This is a genomic window from Yersinia sp. 2540 StPb PI (assembly GCF_052217165.1).
GTDB lineage: Bacteria > Pseudomonadota > Gammaproteobacteria > Enterobacterales > Enterobacteriaceae > Yersinia > Yersinia enterocolitica_E.
Window position 1 is genome coordinate 1503291 of sequence record NZ_JAZGQC010000001.1, and the last position, 17454, is coordinate 1520744.

Here is a 17454-nt window from a genome sequence, read left to right on the forward strand (position 1 = left end):
GGATAACCTATTGTATCGACCTATAAAAACAAGCATTCAGATCTAGCCTTTTCTTACCGGAGATGGTCCATGAACGCGATAATAATAGTAAGAACACTCCTCCTTACCCTACTGATCACCCTGACGTCGACCGGCGTCAGTGTCGCTAAAACACCCGATGACCAACTGATTGTTGGCATGAATATGAATAACCTGCTGTCGCTCGATCCGGCAGCCATGACCGGCAATGATGCTGTCGCTATCATTGTTAACCTGTACGACTCTTTGGTGGAACTGGATCCACACACTCCCAGTAAGGTGCTGCCCGGCGCTGCCACCGAGTGGAAAATCAGTGACGACGGCAAGTTGATCACCTTTACGTTGCGTGAGGGTATGAAGTTTCACTCCGGCAATCCCGTGACGGCGGCAGATTTTGCCTGGTCGATGAACCGCTTGATGCATCTGAATCTGGCACAGGCCACCACCTGGAAATCCTACGGTTTTACCGCCGATAACGTGGAGCAATTGATCCGCGCCAAAGATCCACTGACGGTCGAAATTGAGTTACCGAAACCCACCGATCCCAAGCTGGTAATTTATTCATTAGGTACCTTAGGCAGTGGATCGATCCTTGATCGCGCCACCGTCATGCAGCATGAGAAAAACGGTGACTGGGGTAATGGCTGGCTGACCACCAATGAAGCTGGCTCCGGCCCATTCAAACTGGATGTTTGGCAGGCAAAAGATGTGTTACGTATCAGCCGGGTAGATAATTACTGGCAAGGTGACGCCAAAATGAAGCGGGTGATATTCCGCCACATGACTGAGTCGCAGGCGCTGCGCTTAATGATTGAAAAGGGCGATATTGATATCGCCAGCGGGATGTCGGTACCGGATATCAATGCACTGAAAAGTAACCCGCAAATCCAGGTTGATGAGGTCCAGCGCGGCACTATTTATTATGTCGCGATGAGCCTGAAAGAGCCGCATTTCGCTAACCCTAAAGTACGGGAAGCGGTGCGCTACCTGGTTGATTATGATGGTATTAATAAAACGATTATGCCGGGTTATGGCATCTTCCATCAGCGGCCAATCCAGAAGGGTATGGATGTCACGCTACCGGATCCCGGCTACAAGTTGGATGTGGCTAGAGCTAAAGCATTGTTAGCAGAAGCCGGCTATCCCGACGGTTTCACCACCACCCTGCGGGTATTGTCTGATCCGCCGTTTATTAATGTCGCCACCTCGGTTCAATCGACACTGGCACAGGCAGGGATTCAGGCCAAAATTCTGACGGGCACCGGTAATCAGGTGTATGGCGCAATGCGTGATCGTCAGTTCGATATGCTGGTGGGCCGTGGTGGTGGTGGTGTCGATCCGCACCCGCACTCCAGTTTGCGTTCCATTGCCTATAACCCCGATAACAGCGATGCCGCCAAACTGACCAACTTCCAGGGTTGGCGCACTTCATTCTATGATCAACAACTCAACTCGCTGATCGACAACGCGTTAATCGAGAAAGATCCGGCTAAACAGAAGCAGATGTACATTGAAGTTCAGCAGCGTTATGACGCGCTATTCCCAGCCATTTTGCCGATTTCCCAAATGGTTGATTCGGTCGTCGTGCGTAAAGACGTGATGGATTATGTACCACATCCGTCGACCACAACCCGCCTGTTGCAGGTGTATAAGCAGCGTTAAACCGCTGCATGTTGGGGGAGATAGCATGAATGTTTCAGATTGGATGGCGCCACACGGGATCGTACGGCGTTTATCGAAGCGCTTTTTGCAGGTGGCCGTGACCTTATTCGGTTTATTGATTCTTACTTTTATTATTGGTCGGGTGATGCCGATTGATCCGGTACTGGCGATTGTGGGTCAGGATGCGGATCAAAGTACCTATCAGCAGGTCTACCTGCAATTGGGGCTGGATAAACCGCTATGGTCACAGTTCTTTATCTATTTTAACTCACTGATCCACGGTGATTTGGGCAATGCCTTACTCACCGGCCGTCCGGTAGTGGATGACATTATCCGGGTCTTCCCGGCCACCATTGAGCTGGCAACCATGGCGATTCTGGTCGGGGCTGGTCTCGGTATCCCGCTGGGGGTCATGGCGGCAGCACGTCGCGGCAAGTTTGCCGACTATGTGGTGCGGTTTATCAGTCTGGCGGGTTACTCAACTCCGATTTTCTGGGTGGGCATGATGGGCCTGTTGGTGTTCTACGCCTGGCTAAACTGGGTGGGGGGCGCGGGTCGGGTAGATATGGCCTACGACGGTTTAGTTGATCGCCGCACCGGCTTATTGTTGATTGATTCGGCGCTGGCGGGGGAGTGGGAGGTGTTTCGCAGCGCGGCAAACCATCTGGTGCTGCCCGCTACCATTCTCGGTTTCCACTCGCTGGCCTATATCAGCCGTATGACCCGCAGTTTTATGCTGGCGCAGTTGTCACAGGAATACATCATTACCGCCAAAGTGAAAGGATTGTCAGAGTTTCAGGTGCTGTGGGGCCATGCATTCCGCAATATTCTGGTGCAATTGCTGACCGTGGTGGCACTGGCCTACGGCTCATTACTGGAAGGCGCAGTCTTGATCGAAACCGTCTTTTCATGGCCCGGTTTTGGCTCTTATCTGACGGGCAGTCTGTTATTGGGTGACATGAATGCGGTGATGGGCTGTGTATTACTGGTGGGGCTGATCTTTGTTTCACTGAATTTACTGTCTGACATGCTGTATCAGATCTTCGACCCGAGGACGAATCAATGATGCTTTCCTCCGAACCCGATAATGTCGTAGCGCGCCCTGAGATGAAACCTCAGGGATGGAAGCGCGGGCTACGGCGGGTAGTTAATTTCTTCCGTTTGTTAATGGGCAACCCGCTGACGGCTATTGGTGTCGCTATCATCGGTTTGCTGTTAGTGGTGGCATTCTTGGCTCCGTGGCTGGCGACCCATGATCCATTGGCGCAAGATCTCAATAACTCACTACAGGCACCCGGTAGCCAACACTGGTTTGGCACCGATGAGTTTGGCCGTGATCAGTACAGTCGGTTGATTTATGGTGCCCGTACCACGCTGTATATCGTGGCGCTGGTGTCAGTGACTGTTGGGCCAATCGGCCTGTTACTGGGGGTGGTGGCGGGTTACTTCGGCGGTAAAGTCGACAGTATCCTGATGCGTATTACCGATATTTTCATCTCATTCCCGAGCCTGGTGCTGGCGCTGGCTTTTGTCGCGGCATTAGGCCCCGGTCTGGAGCATGTGGTTATTGCTATTACCCTGACGGCATGGCCGCCGATTGCCCGTCTGGCAAGGGCGGAAACCCTCTCTTTGCGTAATGCGGACTTTGTTTCTGCGGTGAAATTGCAGGGCGCGTCGCCACTGCGGATCTTGCTGCGTCACATTGTGCCACTGTGCCTGCCGTCGGTAATCATCCGTATCACCATGAATATGGCCGGTATCATTCTGACTGCTGCTGGTCTGGGCTTCCTTGGTTTGGGTGCTCAGCCACCGGACCCTGAGTGGGGAGCGATGATCTCCAGTGGCCGCCGTTACATGATGGAGTGCTGGTGGCTGGTGACAATTCCTGGTCTGGCGATTCTGCTGAACAGCCTGGCATTCAACTTCCTAGGAGATGGCCTACGTGACATTCTTGACCCCAGAACAGAATAAATCAGTGCCTTTGCTGGAAGTGGATGACCTGCGGGTTAGCTTCGTTAATGGCAAACAGGTGACCGACGCGGTGCGTGGTGTTTCGTTTTCCCTTGGTAAGGAGAAACTGGCGATTGTCGGTGAGTCTGGTTCGGGTAAATCAACGGTTGGCAGGGCGCTGCTCAAGCTGCATCCGGCCAGCGCGCAGATCCACGCTAATAGGTTGCGCTTTGCCGAAGTGGATTTGCTGAACGCAAGTGAAGCCCACATGCGTGAAGTGCGTGGTAAGCGTATGTCGATGATTATGCAGGACCCAAAATACTCGCTCAATCCGGTGGTGTGCGTGGGTGATCAGGTGGCAGAAGCCTATCTGGCGCACCATAAAGTCTCGCGACAGGAAGCGCGCGAGCGCGTATTGGCGATGTTTGATGTGGTGCGTATCCGCCAGCCACAAAGGGTGTATCACCTCTATCCGCACGAGGTATCCGGCGGGCAGGGGCAGCGCATCATGATAGCGATGATGCTGATAACCGGGCCGGAAATGGTGATCGCCGATGAGCCAACCTCGGCACTGGATGTCTCGGTGCGTTTGCAGGTATTGGCGATGCTGGATGATTTGGTGCAAGAGCGTGGCTTGGGGCTGATCTTTATTAGTCATGATATCAATCTGGTGCGCAGTTTCTGCGATCGGGTGCTGGTGATGTATGCCGGCCGGGTCGTGGAGTCGATCGCGGCCTGTGACCTTGATCTGGCGCAACACCCCTATACCCGTGGTTTGCTAAATGCATTACCGGATATCGGCAACCGCCGTGATCGCTTGCCGGTTATGGTGCGTGATCCGGCCTGGATGAATGGTTAAGGAGCCTGTTATGTCTGCAAATGCGATGATTGAAATCAATAACCTTAACCTTATTTTTGGTGAAGGCAGCCAGCAGAATCAGGTGCTGTTTGATGTTAATCTGACGGTGAATAACGGTGAGATTTTTGGCTTGGTTGGGGAGTCCGGTTCGGGTAAAACCACAGTGCTGAAATGCCTGGCGGGGCTGTTTAACCATTGGAGCGGTCAGCTAACCTTGAATCAGATCCCCCTGGCACACCGGATTGAGCGTGAGCGCTGCCGCCATGTTCAGATGGTGTTTCAGGATCCCTATGGTTCGCTGCACCCGCGTCATACCATCGAATACATTTTGTCTGAGCCACTGATTATCCATGGCATTGGTGATCGCGACCAACGGATCGACACTATTTTAGATAAAGTGGGCCTCAACCGGCAGTTTCGCCAGCGCTATCCCCACCAGCTCTCGGGTGGGCAGCGCCAGCGCGTCGCCATTGCGCGGGCATTGATTCTCGAGCCGCGGGTATTGCTGCTGGATGAACCGACCTCGGCTCTGGATGTGTCGGTGCAGGCAGAGATCCTTAATCTGCTGGCTGAGTTGCAACAGCGGGAGAAGCTAACCTATCTGATGGTAACTCATGATTTGGGGGTCATTGCTCACCTTTGTCATCGGGTCGCGGTGATGCAACATGGCCGGATTCTGGAAACACTGAACACTGAGGATTTGACCACTGACTGCGAAAAAACCGCCTATACCCATATGCTGGTAGATGCCAGCCGCCACTATAGCCGTGATTTGGCGCAAAAAGCCGCCGAGATGTCGTAATAGCCTCAGGCGCTTCTGTGAGGGAGCGCCTGTATCTTAGGACTCATCAGCCATCTTCTTAAGCCACTGAATAAACGCGTTAATCTTTGGCCATTGCCGGTCGGATAATGTTGAAATGTAATAGCGTTGTTCACATCTGACTTCCATGTCGGGGAACGGCATAATCAACTCTTGGTTTTCCAACCGTTTGTTGACCAGCTTTTTACGGCCCATCGCTACCCCAACGTGATTTATGGCTGCGATAATCGCTAAATCGGAGCGATCAAACCCCATGCTGCGCTGGGTAGGATCAAGATCAAAACCGATTTGCTGACTCCAGCTATTCCACTCACTGCGATCGGAGTCATAGCTCCAGGCTTGCCGATCGTGCAGTAAGGTGCACTGCCGCAGATTGATCAGATTGCCGTGTAACTGATGTTTTTCCGCATATTCCGGGCTGCATACGGGGACCATCGATTCATCCATCAGGTGCTGATATGACAGTTTCTCCGGCGTTTTATCATCGAAATAAATCGCTAAATCAATGCCGCCGCCCTGAAAGTTAACATTCTCATTACCGGTCAGAATATTCAGGCTAATGGCAGGATAGCGATGGGCAAAGTCCGCCAATTTCGGTACCAGCCAACATTGGGCGATGGATGGCCGGGAATAGACGGTTAATGTACCGGACAACTCCTGATTTTTTATCTCCAAAATTTCCTGATTCAGGTACTCCAGCGACGATTTAAGCACCCAAAAGACACGTTCTCCCTCGCCGGTTAGCTCCACTTTACGATGAAAACGCTGGAACAGTTTGAACCCTAACTCCTCTTCCAAACTATTGATCCGGTGGCTAACGGCACTGGGGCTGATGGATAACTCATCAGCCGCCAGCGCAAATGAGCTGTGCCGCGCGGCAATTTCAAAGGTATAGAGTTTGGATAGCTGATAACCATTAAGCAGCTTATTACGAGTGATATAGCTTTTTTCCGGGTACATGGCGGCGGCTCAGACAATCATTTTTGACTAAATAGCATACCGTATTTATTGCTGGAGCAGACATTTAGGGTTATCTAATGTGATGCAAACCTGAATAAATCATAAAACTTTGACCAATATTACATGTTTGGGTCAATCCAGTTCATCTTAAGCTTGGTTTTCATCATTTGTCAGCCCCGGCTAATTCTTATTCAATAGTGATAGAACTTATTATTAGATGAGGTTGGCTATGGACTCACAAATATGGGTAGTGGGTACGTTATTATCAAGTATCATTATTATCATCTTCACCATTGTAAAACTGAAAATACATCCTTTTCTGGCGCTATTATTAGCCAGTTTTTATGTCGGGCTATTAATGGGCATGAATCCCATTGAGATGGTTAACTCCATTGAAAGTGGGATTGGCGGGACGCTGGGCTTTTTAGCCGCAGTGATCGGGCTGGGCACCATTTTAGGCAAAATGATGGAGATTTCTGGTGCGGCAGAGCGCATCGGTATCACCTTACAACGTTGCCGCTGGCTATCACCTGATGTCACGATGGTGTTAGTTGGATTGATCTGTGGCATTACGCTATTTGTTGAAGTGGGGGTGGTGTTATTGATTCCACTGGCTTTTTCCATCGCAAAAAAGACCAATACCTCGCTATTAAAACTGGCAATCCCGTTGTGTACGGCGCTAATGGCCGTTCACTGTGTGGTGCCACCGCATCCGGCAGCCATGTATGTCACCAATGCCTTAGGGGCTGACATTGGCACTGTGATTGTCTACGGGCTGGTGGTTGGGCTGTCAGCATCATTAATTGGTGGGCCGTTATTCTTGCGGCTAGTGGGTAATCGACTGCCCTTTAAAGCGGTACCGCAAGCGTTCTCTGAAATTAAAGTGCGCAATGAAGATGAATTGCCATCTCTGGGTGCAACCCTATTTACCGTGTTACTGCCCATTATTCTGATGTTGGCGAAAACCGCCGCAGAACTGAATATGGAAAAAGGCACTCCGCTATATTCAGTATTATCGTTTATCGGTAACCCCATTACCGCCATGTTTATTGCCGCATTTGTGGCCTACTACATGCTGGGCATTCGCCAAAATATAGGTATGAGTACGCTGCTGGCTAAAACCGAAGATAGTTTCTCCTCGATTGCTAATATCCTGTTGATTATCGGTGCCGGTGGGGCATTTAACGGCATATTAAAAGCCAGTGGTTTGGCAGATACGCTGGCGGTGATTTTATCTAATCTGGATATGCACCCGATTCTACTGGCCTGGTTGGTGGCATTGATTCTGCATGCGGCGGTTGGCTCGGCTACGGTAGCAATGATGGGGGCGACGGCGATAGTGGCACCGATATTACCGATGTATCCCAATGTCAGCCCGGAAATTATCACCTTGGCGATTGGCTCTGGTGCCATTGGTTTCACCATCGTCACTGACTCGCTATTCTGGTTGGTAAAGCAATACTGCGGTGCCACCCTTAATGAGACATTTAAATATTACACCACCGCGACTTTTATCGCCTCGGTGATCGCATTAGGTACTACCTTCCTACTTTCTTACATCATATGACCGAAAAGAGACATGCTATGAAACACACTGAAATTGATAAATTGATTACCGACTTTCCTTTGGTCAAAAAGCTTATCAATTTAGAGGAGGTCACTTGGTTTAACCCGTTATCGACCATATTGGCAGAGGGATTGCCGTATGTTGGATTAACGTCGTGGGATGTGGCGGATGCCGAGGCACGGCTGCAACGTTTTGCGCCCTATCTGTGTCAGGCATTCCCTGAAACACAAAAGACTCACGGTATTATTGAATCTGATATCGTGGCGATTCCCACCATGAAAGAGACGTTGCAACAGCGATACGGCGTTGAAATTAGCGGTCGACTGTTATTAAAAAAAGATAGCCACCTGCCGATTTCTGGTTCGATTAAAGCGCGTGGCGGCATCTATGAAGTGTTAACCCATGCTGAAAAATTGGCGCTACAGGCTGGGCTATTGGCCGAAACCGATGATTACAGCAAACTGTTCTCAGATGATTTCCGCCAATTTTTCAGCCAGTACAGTATCGCGGTGGGGTCTACCGGTAATCTGGGGATGTCGATTGGCATCATGAGTGCCAAGCTGGGGTTCAGTGTCAGTGTGCATATGTCTGCCGATGCGCGTGAATGGAAAAAACGTAAACTGCGTGAACACGGCGTAAATGTGGTTGAGTATGCACAGGATTACGGCGTGGCGGTGGCACAAGGGCGCAAAGAGGCAGAATCTGATCCGAATTGCTTCTTTATCGACGATGAGAACTCGCCAACACTCTTTCTTGGCTACTCGGTGGCAGGCAGTCGGCTGAAAAAACAGTTTGCCGAGCAGCAGATTGTGGTTGATGAAAACCACCCGCTGTTCGTTTATCTGCCTTGCGGGGTTGGTGGCGGCCCCGGTGGTGTTGCTTTCGGCCTGAAGCTAGCGTTTGGTGACCATGTGCACTGTATTTTTGCCGAACCAACCCATTCACCTTGCATGTTGTTGGGGGTGTACACCGGCCTGCACGATGGTATTTCCGTGCAGGATATCGGTATCGACAACATCACCGCCGCCGATGGTTTGGCGGTAGGGCGGGCATCAGGGTTTGTTGGCCGTGCGATGGAGCATTTACTGGACGGTTTCTATACCTTAAGTGATGCTGAGATGTACGATCTGCTCGGCTTGCTAAATCGCGATGAAGGTATTCAGTTGGAGCCTTCGGCACTGGCTGGAATGCCGGGTGCAGCGCGGGTAAGTCAGTGTTCTGACTATTTAAGTAATAACCACTTTAGTGCTGAGAAAATGCAGAATGCAACCCATCTGGTTTGGGCTACCGGCGGTGGGATGGTACCTGCCGAAGAGATGAAAAAATATCTCGCAACAGCGAAGATTTGATTTCATGAGATGATAACAATATAAAAACGGGGTAAATGATTACCCCGTTTTTATATGGGGGATTATGTTATCGGCTGGGCGTCGCCAGCGATATCTGTACTCTCAGCCCTTGAAGGTCTGAAAATTGTTCTCCCAGACGCTCAACCCTATATTTATATTGGCACCATCAATTGGCTATTAATGATAGTGACTATATTTCTGGCTGTATTCTTTAAATCCTCTGAAAACCTGGCTGCAGCTTACGGTATTGCAGTGTCGTTAACGATGTTGATGACGTCTGGTTTGTTATTTGTCGCTATGCACAAGATATGGCGTTGGAGTTTACCAACCAGCATGTTAGTGGCGGGGGGATTTCTTATTATCGATACCAGCTTTTTAATCGCTAATCTCATCAAAGTGTTGGACGGCGGTTATATCCCTCTGCTGCTGGCGACCGTGGTCTGTACAGTCAGGTGGTAGAGATTAGCCGGCGGGTCGCTATCTAGCCAATTAAAAGCCGCCAGCGTAAAATTTTCCACTGGCGGCTGAGTATGTTACTGCGGTTTAACGTTTAGCCCTTACTGCCCCGGGCGGCAATAATCGTATCGGCGACATTACGTGGTGCCTCAGCATAGTGCTTGAACTCCATGGTATAGGTGGCACGGCCTTGCGACATGGAACGCAACACGGTGGAGTAACCGAACATTTCGGATAACGGCACTTCTGCGCGGATAATCTTCCCGCCGCCAATCATCTCTTCCATGCCTTGTACCAAGCCACGGCGAGAGGAAAGGTCGCCCATCACATTACCGGCGTACTCTTCCGGTGTTTCTACTTCCACACTCATCACGGGTTCCAGAATCACCGGTGACGCCTGTTTGACCGCTTCTTTAAAACCAAAGATGGCAGCCATTTTAAACGCCAGTTCCGATGAGTCCACTTCGTGATAGGAACCGAAAGTCAGTGTTACTTTCACATCCACTACCGGATAACCGGCCAATACACCGGTATTGGTGGCTTCGAGTACACCTTTCTCTACCGCACCAATATATTCACGCGGGACCACACCGCCTTTAGTTGCATCAACAAACGCAAAGCCGCTGCCCGCTTCCTGCGGTTCGAGGGTAAAGACCACATGGCCATATTGCCCCTTACCGCCAGACTGGCGCACAAATTTGCCTTCGACGTCAGTCACGGTTTTACGCACAGTTTCACGGTAGGTCACCTGTGGTTTACCGATATTGGCTTCCACACCGAACTCACGTTTCATCCGATCGACAATTATCTCCAGATGTAACTCGCCCATACCGGAAATAATAGTCTGGCCTGATTCCTCGTCAGTACGGATACGGAACGACGGATCTTCTGATGCCAACCGTTGCAATGCGATCCCCATTTTCTCCTGATCGACTTTGGTCTTCGGTTCAATCGCTTGCGAAATCACTGGTTCGGGGAACTCCATCCGTACCAAGGTAATCACGGCATCCGGGTCACATAACGTCTCGCCGGTGGTGACATCTTTCAAACCGACACAGGCCGCAATATCACCGGCGCAGATTTCATCGACTTCAATGCGGTTGTTGGCATGCATCTGAACAATACGGCCAATACGCTCTTTCTTGCCGCGAATCGGGTTATAAACGCTATCACCTTTTCGCAACACACCGGAGTAAACCCGCACGAATGTTAACTGGCCGACATAGGGGTCAGTCATCAGTTTAAATGCCAGTGCCGAGAATTTTTCATTATCATCGGCGCGGCGACTGACTTCATTGCCCTCTTCATCAGTGCCACTGACCGGTGGGATATCGACCGGTGACGGCATCAGTTCAACCACCGCATCCAGCATCCGTTGCACGCCCTTGTTTTTAAAGGCACTGCCGCACATCATGGGTTGTATTTCGCCCGCAATGGTACGGATACGCAGACCTTGGGTGACCTCTTCCAGCGTCAGGTCACCGGTCTCCAGATACTCGGTCATTAGCGCCTCAGAGGCTTCAGCCGCTTCAGCGACCATCTTCTCGCGCCACTGATTGGCGGTTGCCAGCAAGTTTTCCGGGATCGGGGCGTAACTGAATGTCATACCCTGAGAGGCTTCATCCCAGATAATGGCCCGCATCAAACGAAGATCTACCACACCGATAAAGTGCTCTTCACTGCCGATCGGAATCACAATGGGCACTGGATTGGCCTTCAGGCGGTCAATCATCATCTGCCTAACGCGGAAGAAATCAGCACCTGGGCGGTCCATCTTATTGACGAAAGCCAATCGTGGCACGCGGTATTTGTTGGCCTGACGCCAGACCGTTTCTGATTGTGGCTGTACGCCACCGACCGCGTCATACACCATCACTGCACCGTCGAGTACCCGCATAGAGCGTTCCACCTCAATGGTGAAATCCACGTGCCCGGGGGTGTCGATAATATTAATACGGTGTTCCGGTAAGGTACGGTCCATACCTTTCCAGAAGCAGGTCACGGCAGCCGATGTAATGGTAATGCCACGTTCCTGCTCCTGAGCCATCCAGTCAGTTGTCGCGCCACCATCATGCACTTCACCCAGCTTATGACTGACGCCGGTGTAGAACAGAATACGCTCAGTGGTGGTTGTTTTACCGGCGTCGATGTGGGCGGAGATACCGATGTTGCGATAGCGCTCGATAGGAGTTTTACGTGCCATATTAAGTCCTTAAAAGATAATGGCAATTTCGGGGCGGGCGGTTTGCTGCTCTGCCGGGAAGTTGTTAAGTGATGATCTTGGTTGATCAATCGGTCGAGAGCAGTATAGTCCAATTGTACGAATATACACGTACAATTTGATTATTTGTTCTTAAAATATGCAATAATGGCGGCGTACAACGGCTGAGGTAGCTTTCAGCATGGCATGAGAATTAATTGTAGGGTCGACATGGCGTATAGGCTATATTGCGGCGCGCTAAGCTGTGTAGCGGTAACCAAATCAGGCGTGCTGGCCTGTCACTTTTCTATAGGAATACTATGATTGCAAATCACCCTGAGCGTGAGCAGATCCGGCTGGAAAATGTGCTGACGGCTTTAGGTAATCCGCTGCGGTTAGCGGTAGTACGTAGGTTGGCGGCTGGTGGGGAGCATGCATGTGGCACCTTAGTGCAAGGGTTGTCTAAATCCACCCTGACCCATCATTGGCGCGTATTGCGGGAAAGCGGTGTTATCTGGCAGCGGCCTTGCGGGCGCGAGAGTTTGCTATCACTGCGACGCGATGATATCGATGCCCGTTTCCCCGGTTTATTGGATGTGTTGTTGAGCGCGGTGGAGAATGATGCAACCACCGATGAATCAACGGCGAAGCATCTGCCGGAGTGAGTTGAGGGCGACAGTGGCTATTTGCCGCCCTCAGTCAAAAGGTTAAATCTCTTGGGCGTGCGCCAAAACAAAATCTTCCGCTTCTTTCGACCACAAACCGTCGGTTTTACGCAAAATAGCCTGGAGTTGCTGTAATAACGGCAGCTCTTGTGATTGACTCATCAACTCACTTAATGATGTCAGCGGGATATTTTTACCGGTATAGACCAATTTCTTACCACCAATAATCTGCGGTAGATTTAAGGTGGTCTCTGCCGCGTCATTTAAACCCAGAATATGGGAGACCACTTTGCCGGCATTCACCTTCTTCGTTTCAATTAATTTTACCGCTTCGCGCATATCATCGGTATTACCGCCAGAGGTACCGACATAATGGGTAAATGAATAATGGATATCGTAGAAATTAACCGACGCCATAAAATTCTTATCCTGCGGGCCGGCAAAGAAATTAAAGCAGCCGTCCGGTGCCAATAAGCTTGAAGCCAGGGTGACTAATTCTGCAGAAGGTACGAAGACAAATATATCGTCGTAGCCTTTTCCGCCAGTCAGAGCCATTAAACGCTCAAACTGATCCTCTGTTTGTTTGGTATTGAGATAATGTACTGCTGTTGATGATTCGCTCGGATACAGGCGGGCGGCATAGTCTAGTTTTTGCTGGTGACGGTCAGTTATCACCAGTAATTGTGGATTGACTGGCCCGTGCAGCGCGTAATCAATGGCCAATAATCCCATCGGGCCAGTACCGCCGAGAATTAGCACATTCCCACCAGGTTTTATGCCCATTTTATGCTGGTATGTGCCGGGAATAAGATGGTAATTGGCGTTAAATGCGCCGATAACACAAGAAAGTGGTTCTACCAAGGATCCTTCGAAATAGCTTTCACCTTCATAAGGTAGCAGACAGTCTTGTTCCATCACCTCATTAGGGATAACCACATGGGTGGCTTCGCCGCCGACATAAGGGAATGAATAGCCTGGGCAGTCAGGGCGGTCGGGTAATTGCAAGTTGGCTTGAATCACATAACGGCTGCCGGGTTTAAATTTATGCTGCCATTTTTTACCCACTTGTAAAATATCACCGCAAAATTCATGACCGATAATAATCGGATTTTCTGCCACATTATCCGGCACCTTTTTATGCTCAGCCCCCAGATTGGCCTCTTTCCACGAAGAAAGACAAATACTGTCGGTCACTACCGTGGCCAGAATTTCATCATCATTTATTTCCGGTAAGGTGAAGCTTTCCAGTCGTAGGTCATTCTTACCATATAAACGCAATGCTTTGGTCTTCATTTGGAACCACCTCAATCATTTTTAAATATAAAAAAACAGCAGATCGAATAAAAAATCTCCCCGGCATAAATCAGGAAAGAATGCCAAGCCATGAGCCTAAAATACCAAGGCCAAACAAGGAGAAGATAAGCCAGATAGGGTTAATTTTACGTTTGAGTAATCGCATCATTAACAGGGTTAGTGCCAGTGCCAACAGGCCGGGACAGAGCTGATCCAGAATGTTTTGCACCGTCATGGTTACCGTGCTGCCGTCCTGTGCCGGTGTTTTCGAAATCACCAGTGGCACATTGATGCTGGTCCATTTGGTGATCAAAACCCCCATGATAAACAGGCCCAGAATGGACGCGCCTTCCGTCAGTTTTTGTAGCAGATTGCCGCCAAGGTCTTTGACGATATTGACTCCCTTGGTAAAGCCGTATTGCAGGCCAAACCATTTCAATGCCAGACGAACAGAGTTGAAGGATAAGAAGAACAGTATCGGGCCTAGTACATTGCCATTTAGCGCCAGCGAGGCCCCCAAGGCTGCGGTGATTGGGCGTAAGGTTCCCCAGATCAATGGGTCACCGACTCCGGCCAATGGCCCCATTAACCCGACTTTCAGACTATTAATTGCCCCTTCATCAATGTCGGCCCCATTGGCTCGCGCTTCTTCCATCGCCGCCGTCACCCCGATAACCGGGCCACAGACGGCGGGAGTGGTGTTGAAGAACACTAAATGACGTTTTAAGGCAGCAACCTGATCTTCTTTCAGTGGGTACAAACGCTTGATTGCGGGCACCATGTCATAGCAAAAACCTAAGCCGTGGATACGTTCATAGTTAAAAGAGGCTTGTTGTAAGTTACTGCGTAAGAACATTTTAAACAGATCAGAGCGAGTTAATTGTTTGTGAGGTGTGCTCATTTCAGCGTCTCCTAATCTTCTAATTCATCAAGTTTGGTGTGGCTGGCTGACGTCGCAGGAGCCGCCGGTTTCTGATACAGAGGATTTAACTGGATATATAGCAAGGCAATAATCAGGCCGATGCCACCGAAGGCGAGCAGGCTGAAACCAAGGTAGCCACCGACAATAAAACCGAGGAAGAAGAAGGGCATAAGGTATTTCACGCCCATCATGTTGAGTACCATGGCATAACCGACCACCACAATAAATCCGCCCGCGATTTGTAACCCATGGGTGACCACGGTTGGAATCGCGCTGAGCATGTGACTGACGGTATCGGCACTGACAAAGATGGATACGATCAAAACCGGTATCGCCACGCGCAGAGCCTGAACCAGTAGGGCTGAGACATGCATTAAGTCGATCATGGCAAAGTTGGCTTTTTCTGCGGCCCTATCTGCTGCGTGCTGGAAAACCACGGTAATGGTACGGGCGAACACTGTCAGCACCTGACCGGCTGCCGCCACGGGTAGGGCGATAGCAATCCCGGTGGCAATGTTTTGATGGCCGACAATCACCAGAATGGTTGAGATAATACTGGCGAGGGCGGAGTCGGGGGATTGCGCCGCACCGACGTTCATCCACCCGAGGGCGATCAATTCCAAGGTACCGCCGAGAATCACGCCGGTGGTCATATCACCGAGGATCAGGCCAGTAATGGTACAGGCGATTAATGGCCGGTGAGTTTGAAATTCATCCAGCACACTGCCCATACCGGCGATGCATGAGAAAATAAAGATTAAGATTATCTGTACTAAACTTATTTCCATGGTGGACCCCTTTCGGCAATATATTCCTATTAACCCTGGCCACTATCGCCATGGATTATCATTAAATAGTTTCATTACCCAGGTTGAGTAATCGGATTTAAATGTTTAATAAAACCTGAGTTATTATTTGTCGGTTGTGTTAAATGTCGTTATTTAGACTCCAGTTCACGTATTTTTTTAATCACATCTACCTGTGGGTCGGAAGTGACTACCCGTAAATCCAAATGTACGCCACGTTCAGCTAATGCATAAAAGGCTTTAATATCTTCCTGATCAACTGATACTGCTTTAGTTAATTGCCTTTTACCTTGTTTAAATGCCATGCCACCAATATTAATAACTTCAATCTTCACACCTTGATCCACCAGGCGCAAAACATCGGTCGGATTGGTAAATAAATAAAACACGGTATCATTACTGTAATTAGGATTGTGGTAAACCGCGACGGCTTTTTCTATATTAACCACGTTTACTTTTATTCCCGGAGGTGCTGCCTGTTTTAATAACGTTTTACGAATATCATCGTTATAGACTTCGTCGCTACAGATAATAATCCGCCCAGCTTTGGCCTCTTTCGCCCATACCGTGGTGACCTGACCGTGAATCAGCCGGTCGTCAATTCTTGCCAGATTGATTTTCATATAAAGTCGGCCTCTTCTTCTTCGACATTCTGTAAGTGGTGGAATGACTGCACACACTGCGCGCCGATTTCCAGTAAGTAATCAGCCAATTCTCTTACTGCCATCGAGTGCTGGTTATCGACAATTTCCAGTGCCAGTGGTAGTGATAACCCACTGATAACTTGAATGTTGTGATTGTTGAATGCCAACCGTGCGGCAGCGTTGTATGGGCTGCCACCTTGCAAATCAACCGCAATCAGCCAAGAGCAACTGTCACTATGTGCCATCACATCCTGCATTTTTGTCACTAAATCTTCGGCATTTTCACCACGGTTAAATAACAGCGGGGTAATATTTTGTGTTTCGCCATACACCATATTGACGGAGTTAAGCATTGAAACCGCTAAATCACCGTGAGCGCAAAAAATGACACTAACCATCATGCCTCCTGTTTAGCCTCGGGTTTTACCACCGGCAATGTTGTAGGTAACGCCGGTAATATAGCTGGCACGTTCGGATAATAAGTAAGTCACAAAATCAGCCACTTCTGATAGTTTTCCAGCCCGGCCAATTGGAATGGCATTCTTGGTATAACCGTCACGCAACTGCTCAACCGTTATATTACGGGTGTAGGCCAGTGCTTCTTCATAATCCAGGGTGCGCAAACCGGTTTTCTCCAAAATACCCGGGGCGACGCCCACCACACGGATACCGTATTTTCCCAGTTCTTTGGCCCAGGAGCGGGTAAAACTATATAGTGCGGCTTTAGTTGCGGCATAACAGCTTTGTCCTTCAGAGCCTTCTAATCCACTTTCCGACGTGAGATTAATAATGACACCGCGTTTATTCTCAACCATATTGCGTGCCACGGCTTGTGACATCAGATACACCCCTTTCTGATTCACATTTACCATTTTTTCAAATTCGTTATCTTTCAGTTCATATTGGCTGTGGCTCTGTTTCGGATCGACCAGCAGACGGGGGAGATTAATCCCGGCATTATTAACTAATGCATCAATATGCCCATGTTGGGTTAGAATATTATCAATTGCAGTCTGTACACTGCTACGGTCTGAAATATCCAATTGAATAAAATTCAGCTGTGGATTATTTTTAATGCCACCGTCAAGTTTATTAACATCGGCTAATTGCACCTTGGCACCTGCCGCCAGTAACTCTTCCACAATAGCGTAGCCAATCCCTGATGCACCACCGGTTACAATGACAACTTTATCTTTTAAATTAAGCCAATCGTTCATAGAAATTCCCTGCTGTTCTGAATTTTGCTAATACTCAGCCATACACCCTAAGGCGCAATTAATTGA

Annotated in this window: 16 protein-coding genes and 1 pseudogene; 9 read left to right on the forward strand and 8 right to left on the reverse strand. The window is 49.5% G+C overall.

Features of this window, described 5'->3' with window-relative positions; genetic code table 11:
- The first annotated feature begins 177 nt into the window (after nt 1-177).
- Genes V1956_RS06670 through V1956_RS06690 form a run of 5 tightly spaced genes read left to right on the forward strand, consistent with a single transcriptional unit; the run spans nt 178 to nt 5291 of the window.
- Nucleotides 178-1680: an ABC transporter substrate-binding protein gene (locus tag V1956_RS06670; protein WP_372559828.1), complete on the forward strand. Its 1503-nt coding sequence runs from the start codon at nt 178-180 to the stop codon at nt 1678-1680.
- Nucleotides 1681-1705: 25 nt separating this feature from the next.
- Entirely contained in the window at nt 1706-2746 is a 1041-nt protein-coding gene (locus V1956_RS06675) for an ABC transporter permease (protein WP_420071410.1), read from the forward strand.
- A gap of 41 nt (nt 2747-2787) precedes the next feature.
- Nucleotides 2788-3651 carry an ABC transporter permease gene (locus V1956_RS06680; RefSeq protein ID WP_072088690.1) on the forward strand — a complete coding sequence of 288 codons (864 nt, stop codon included), beginning with the start codon at nt 2788-2790 and terminating at the stop codon, nt 3649-3651.
- The gene (locus V1956_RS06685; RefSeq protein ID WP_442824929.1) at nt 3614-4489 is read left to right on the forward strand and encodes an ABC transporter ATP-binding protein; all 876 of its coding nucleotides are present in this window, start codon (nt 3614-3616) and stop codon (nt 4487-4489) included. Before V1956_RS06680 ends, V1956_RS06685 begins: the two co-directional genes overlap by 38 nt.
- A 25-nt stretch (nt 4490-4514) precedes the next feature.
- Complete coding sequence (locus V1956_RS06690; protein ID WP_083163844.1) at nt 4515-5291, forward strand: ABC transporter ATP-binding protein; 777 nt, start codon at nt 4515-4517, stop codon at nt 5289-5291.
- 36 nt (nt 5292-5327) lie between these two features.
- On the opposite strand, the gene dsdC is transcribed toward V1956_RS06690, so the two are convergent.
- A complete protein-coding gene (dsdC, locus tag V1956_RS06695; protein ID WP_372558085.1) occupies nt 5328-6269 on the reverse strand; it encodes a DNA-binding transcriptional regulator DsdC in 942 nt (313 codons plus the stop codon).
- A 229-nt stretch (nt 6270-6498) separates the two neighbouring features.
- On the opposite strand from dsdC, the gene dsdX reads away from it, so the two are divergent.
- The 3 genes and pseudogenes from dsdX to V1956_RS06710 form a co-directional block, all read left to right on the forward strand.
- Nucleotides 6499-7836: a D-serine transporter DsdX gene (gene dsdX / locus V1956_RS06700; RefSeq protein ID WP_420071409.1), complete on the forward strand. Its 1338-nt coding sequence runs from the start codon at nt 6499-6501 to the stop codon at nt 7834-7836.
- Between the two features lie 17 nt (nt 7837-7853).
- On the forward strand, nt 7854-9185 hold the full coding sequence (locus V1956_RS06705; RefSeq protein ID WP_372558087.1) for a D-serine ammonia-lyase: 1332 nt from the start codon (nt 7854-7856) through the stop codon (nt 9183-9185).
- A gap of 150 nt (nt 9186-9335) precedes the next feature.
- A pseudogene (locus tag V1956_RS06710) lies at nt 9336-9626 on the forward strand (KUP/HAK/KT family potassium transporter); the annotation flags it as partial.
- A 109-nt stretch (nt 9627-9735) separates the two neighbouring features.
- On the opposite strand, the gene fusA reads toward V1956_RS06710, so the two are convergent.
- A complete protein-coding gene (gene fusA / locus V1956_RS06715; protein WP_442824930.1) occupies nt 9736-11844 on the reverse strand; it encodes an elongation factor G in 2109 nt (702 codons plus the stop codon).
- A 317-nt stretch (nt 11845-12161) separates the two neighbouring features.
- On the opposite strand from fusA, the gene V1956_RS06720 reads away from it, so the two are divergent.
- The gene (locus tag V1956_RS06720; protein WP_005181869.1) at nt 12162-12506 is read left to right on the forward strand and encodes an ArsR/SmtB family transcription factor; all 345 of its coding nucleotides are present in this window, start codon (nt 12162-12164) and stop codon (nt 12504-12506) included.
- 42 nt (nt 12507-12548) lie between these two features.
- On the opposite strand, the gene V1956_RS06725 is transcribed toward V1956_RS06720, so the two are convergent.
- From V1956_RS06725 to V1956_RS06750, 6 genes are all read right to left on the reverse strand, one after another.
- A complete protein-coding gene (locus tag V1956_RS06725; RefSeq protein ID WP_420072132.1) occupies nt 12549-13799 on the reverse strand; it encodes a zinc-binding dehydrogenase in 1251 nt (416 codons plus the stop codon).
- A 70-nt stretch (nt 13800-13869) separates the two neighbouring features.
- The gene (locus V1956_RS06730; RefSeq protein WP_442824931.1) at nt 13870-14700 is read right to left on the reverse strand and encodes a PTS system mannose/fructose/sorbose family transporter subunit IID; all 831 of its coding nucleotides are present in this window, start codon (nt 14698-14700) and stop codon (nt 13870-13872) included.
- A gap of 11 nt (nt 14701-14711) precedes the next feature.
- Nucleotides 14712-15509, reverse strand: coding sequence for a PTS mannose/fructose/sorbose transporter subunit IIC (locus V1956_RS06735; RefSeq protein ID WP_442824932.1), 798 nt, complete (start codon nt 15507-15509; stop codon nt 14712-14714).
- A 149-nt stretch (nt 15510-15658) separates the two neighbouring features.
- Nucleotides 15659-16150, reverse strand: a complete 492-nt coding sequence (locus V1956_RS06740; protein ID WP_372558090.1) for a mannose/fructose/sorbose PTS transporter subunit IIB — start codon at nt 16148-16150, stop codon at nt 15659-15661.
- Nucleotides 16147-16569: a PTS sugar transporter subunit IIA gene (locus V1956_RS06745; RefSeq protein ID WP_372559831.1), complete on the reverse strand. Its 423-nt coding sequence runs from the start codon at nt 16567-16569 to the stop codon at nt 16147-16149. The genes V1956_RS06740 and V1956_RS06745 overlap by 4 nt, the downstream gene beginning before the upstream one ends.
- A gap of 12 nt (nt 16570-16581) precedes the next feature.
- Nucleotides 16582-17388: an SDR family oxidoreductase gene (locus tag V1956_RS06750; protein WP_372558091.1), complete on the reverse strand. Its 807-nt coding sequence runs from the start codon at nt 17386-17388 to the stop codon at nt 16582-16584.
- Nucleotides 17389-17454: the final 66 nt, after the last annotated feature.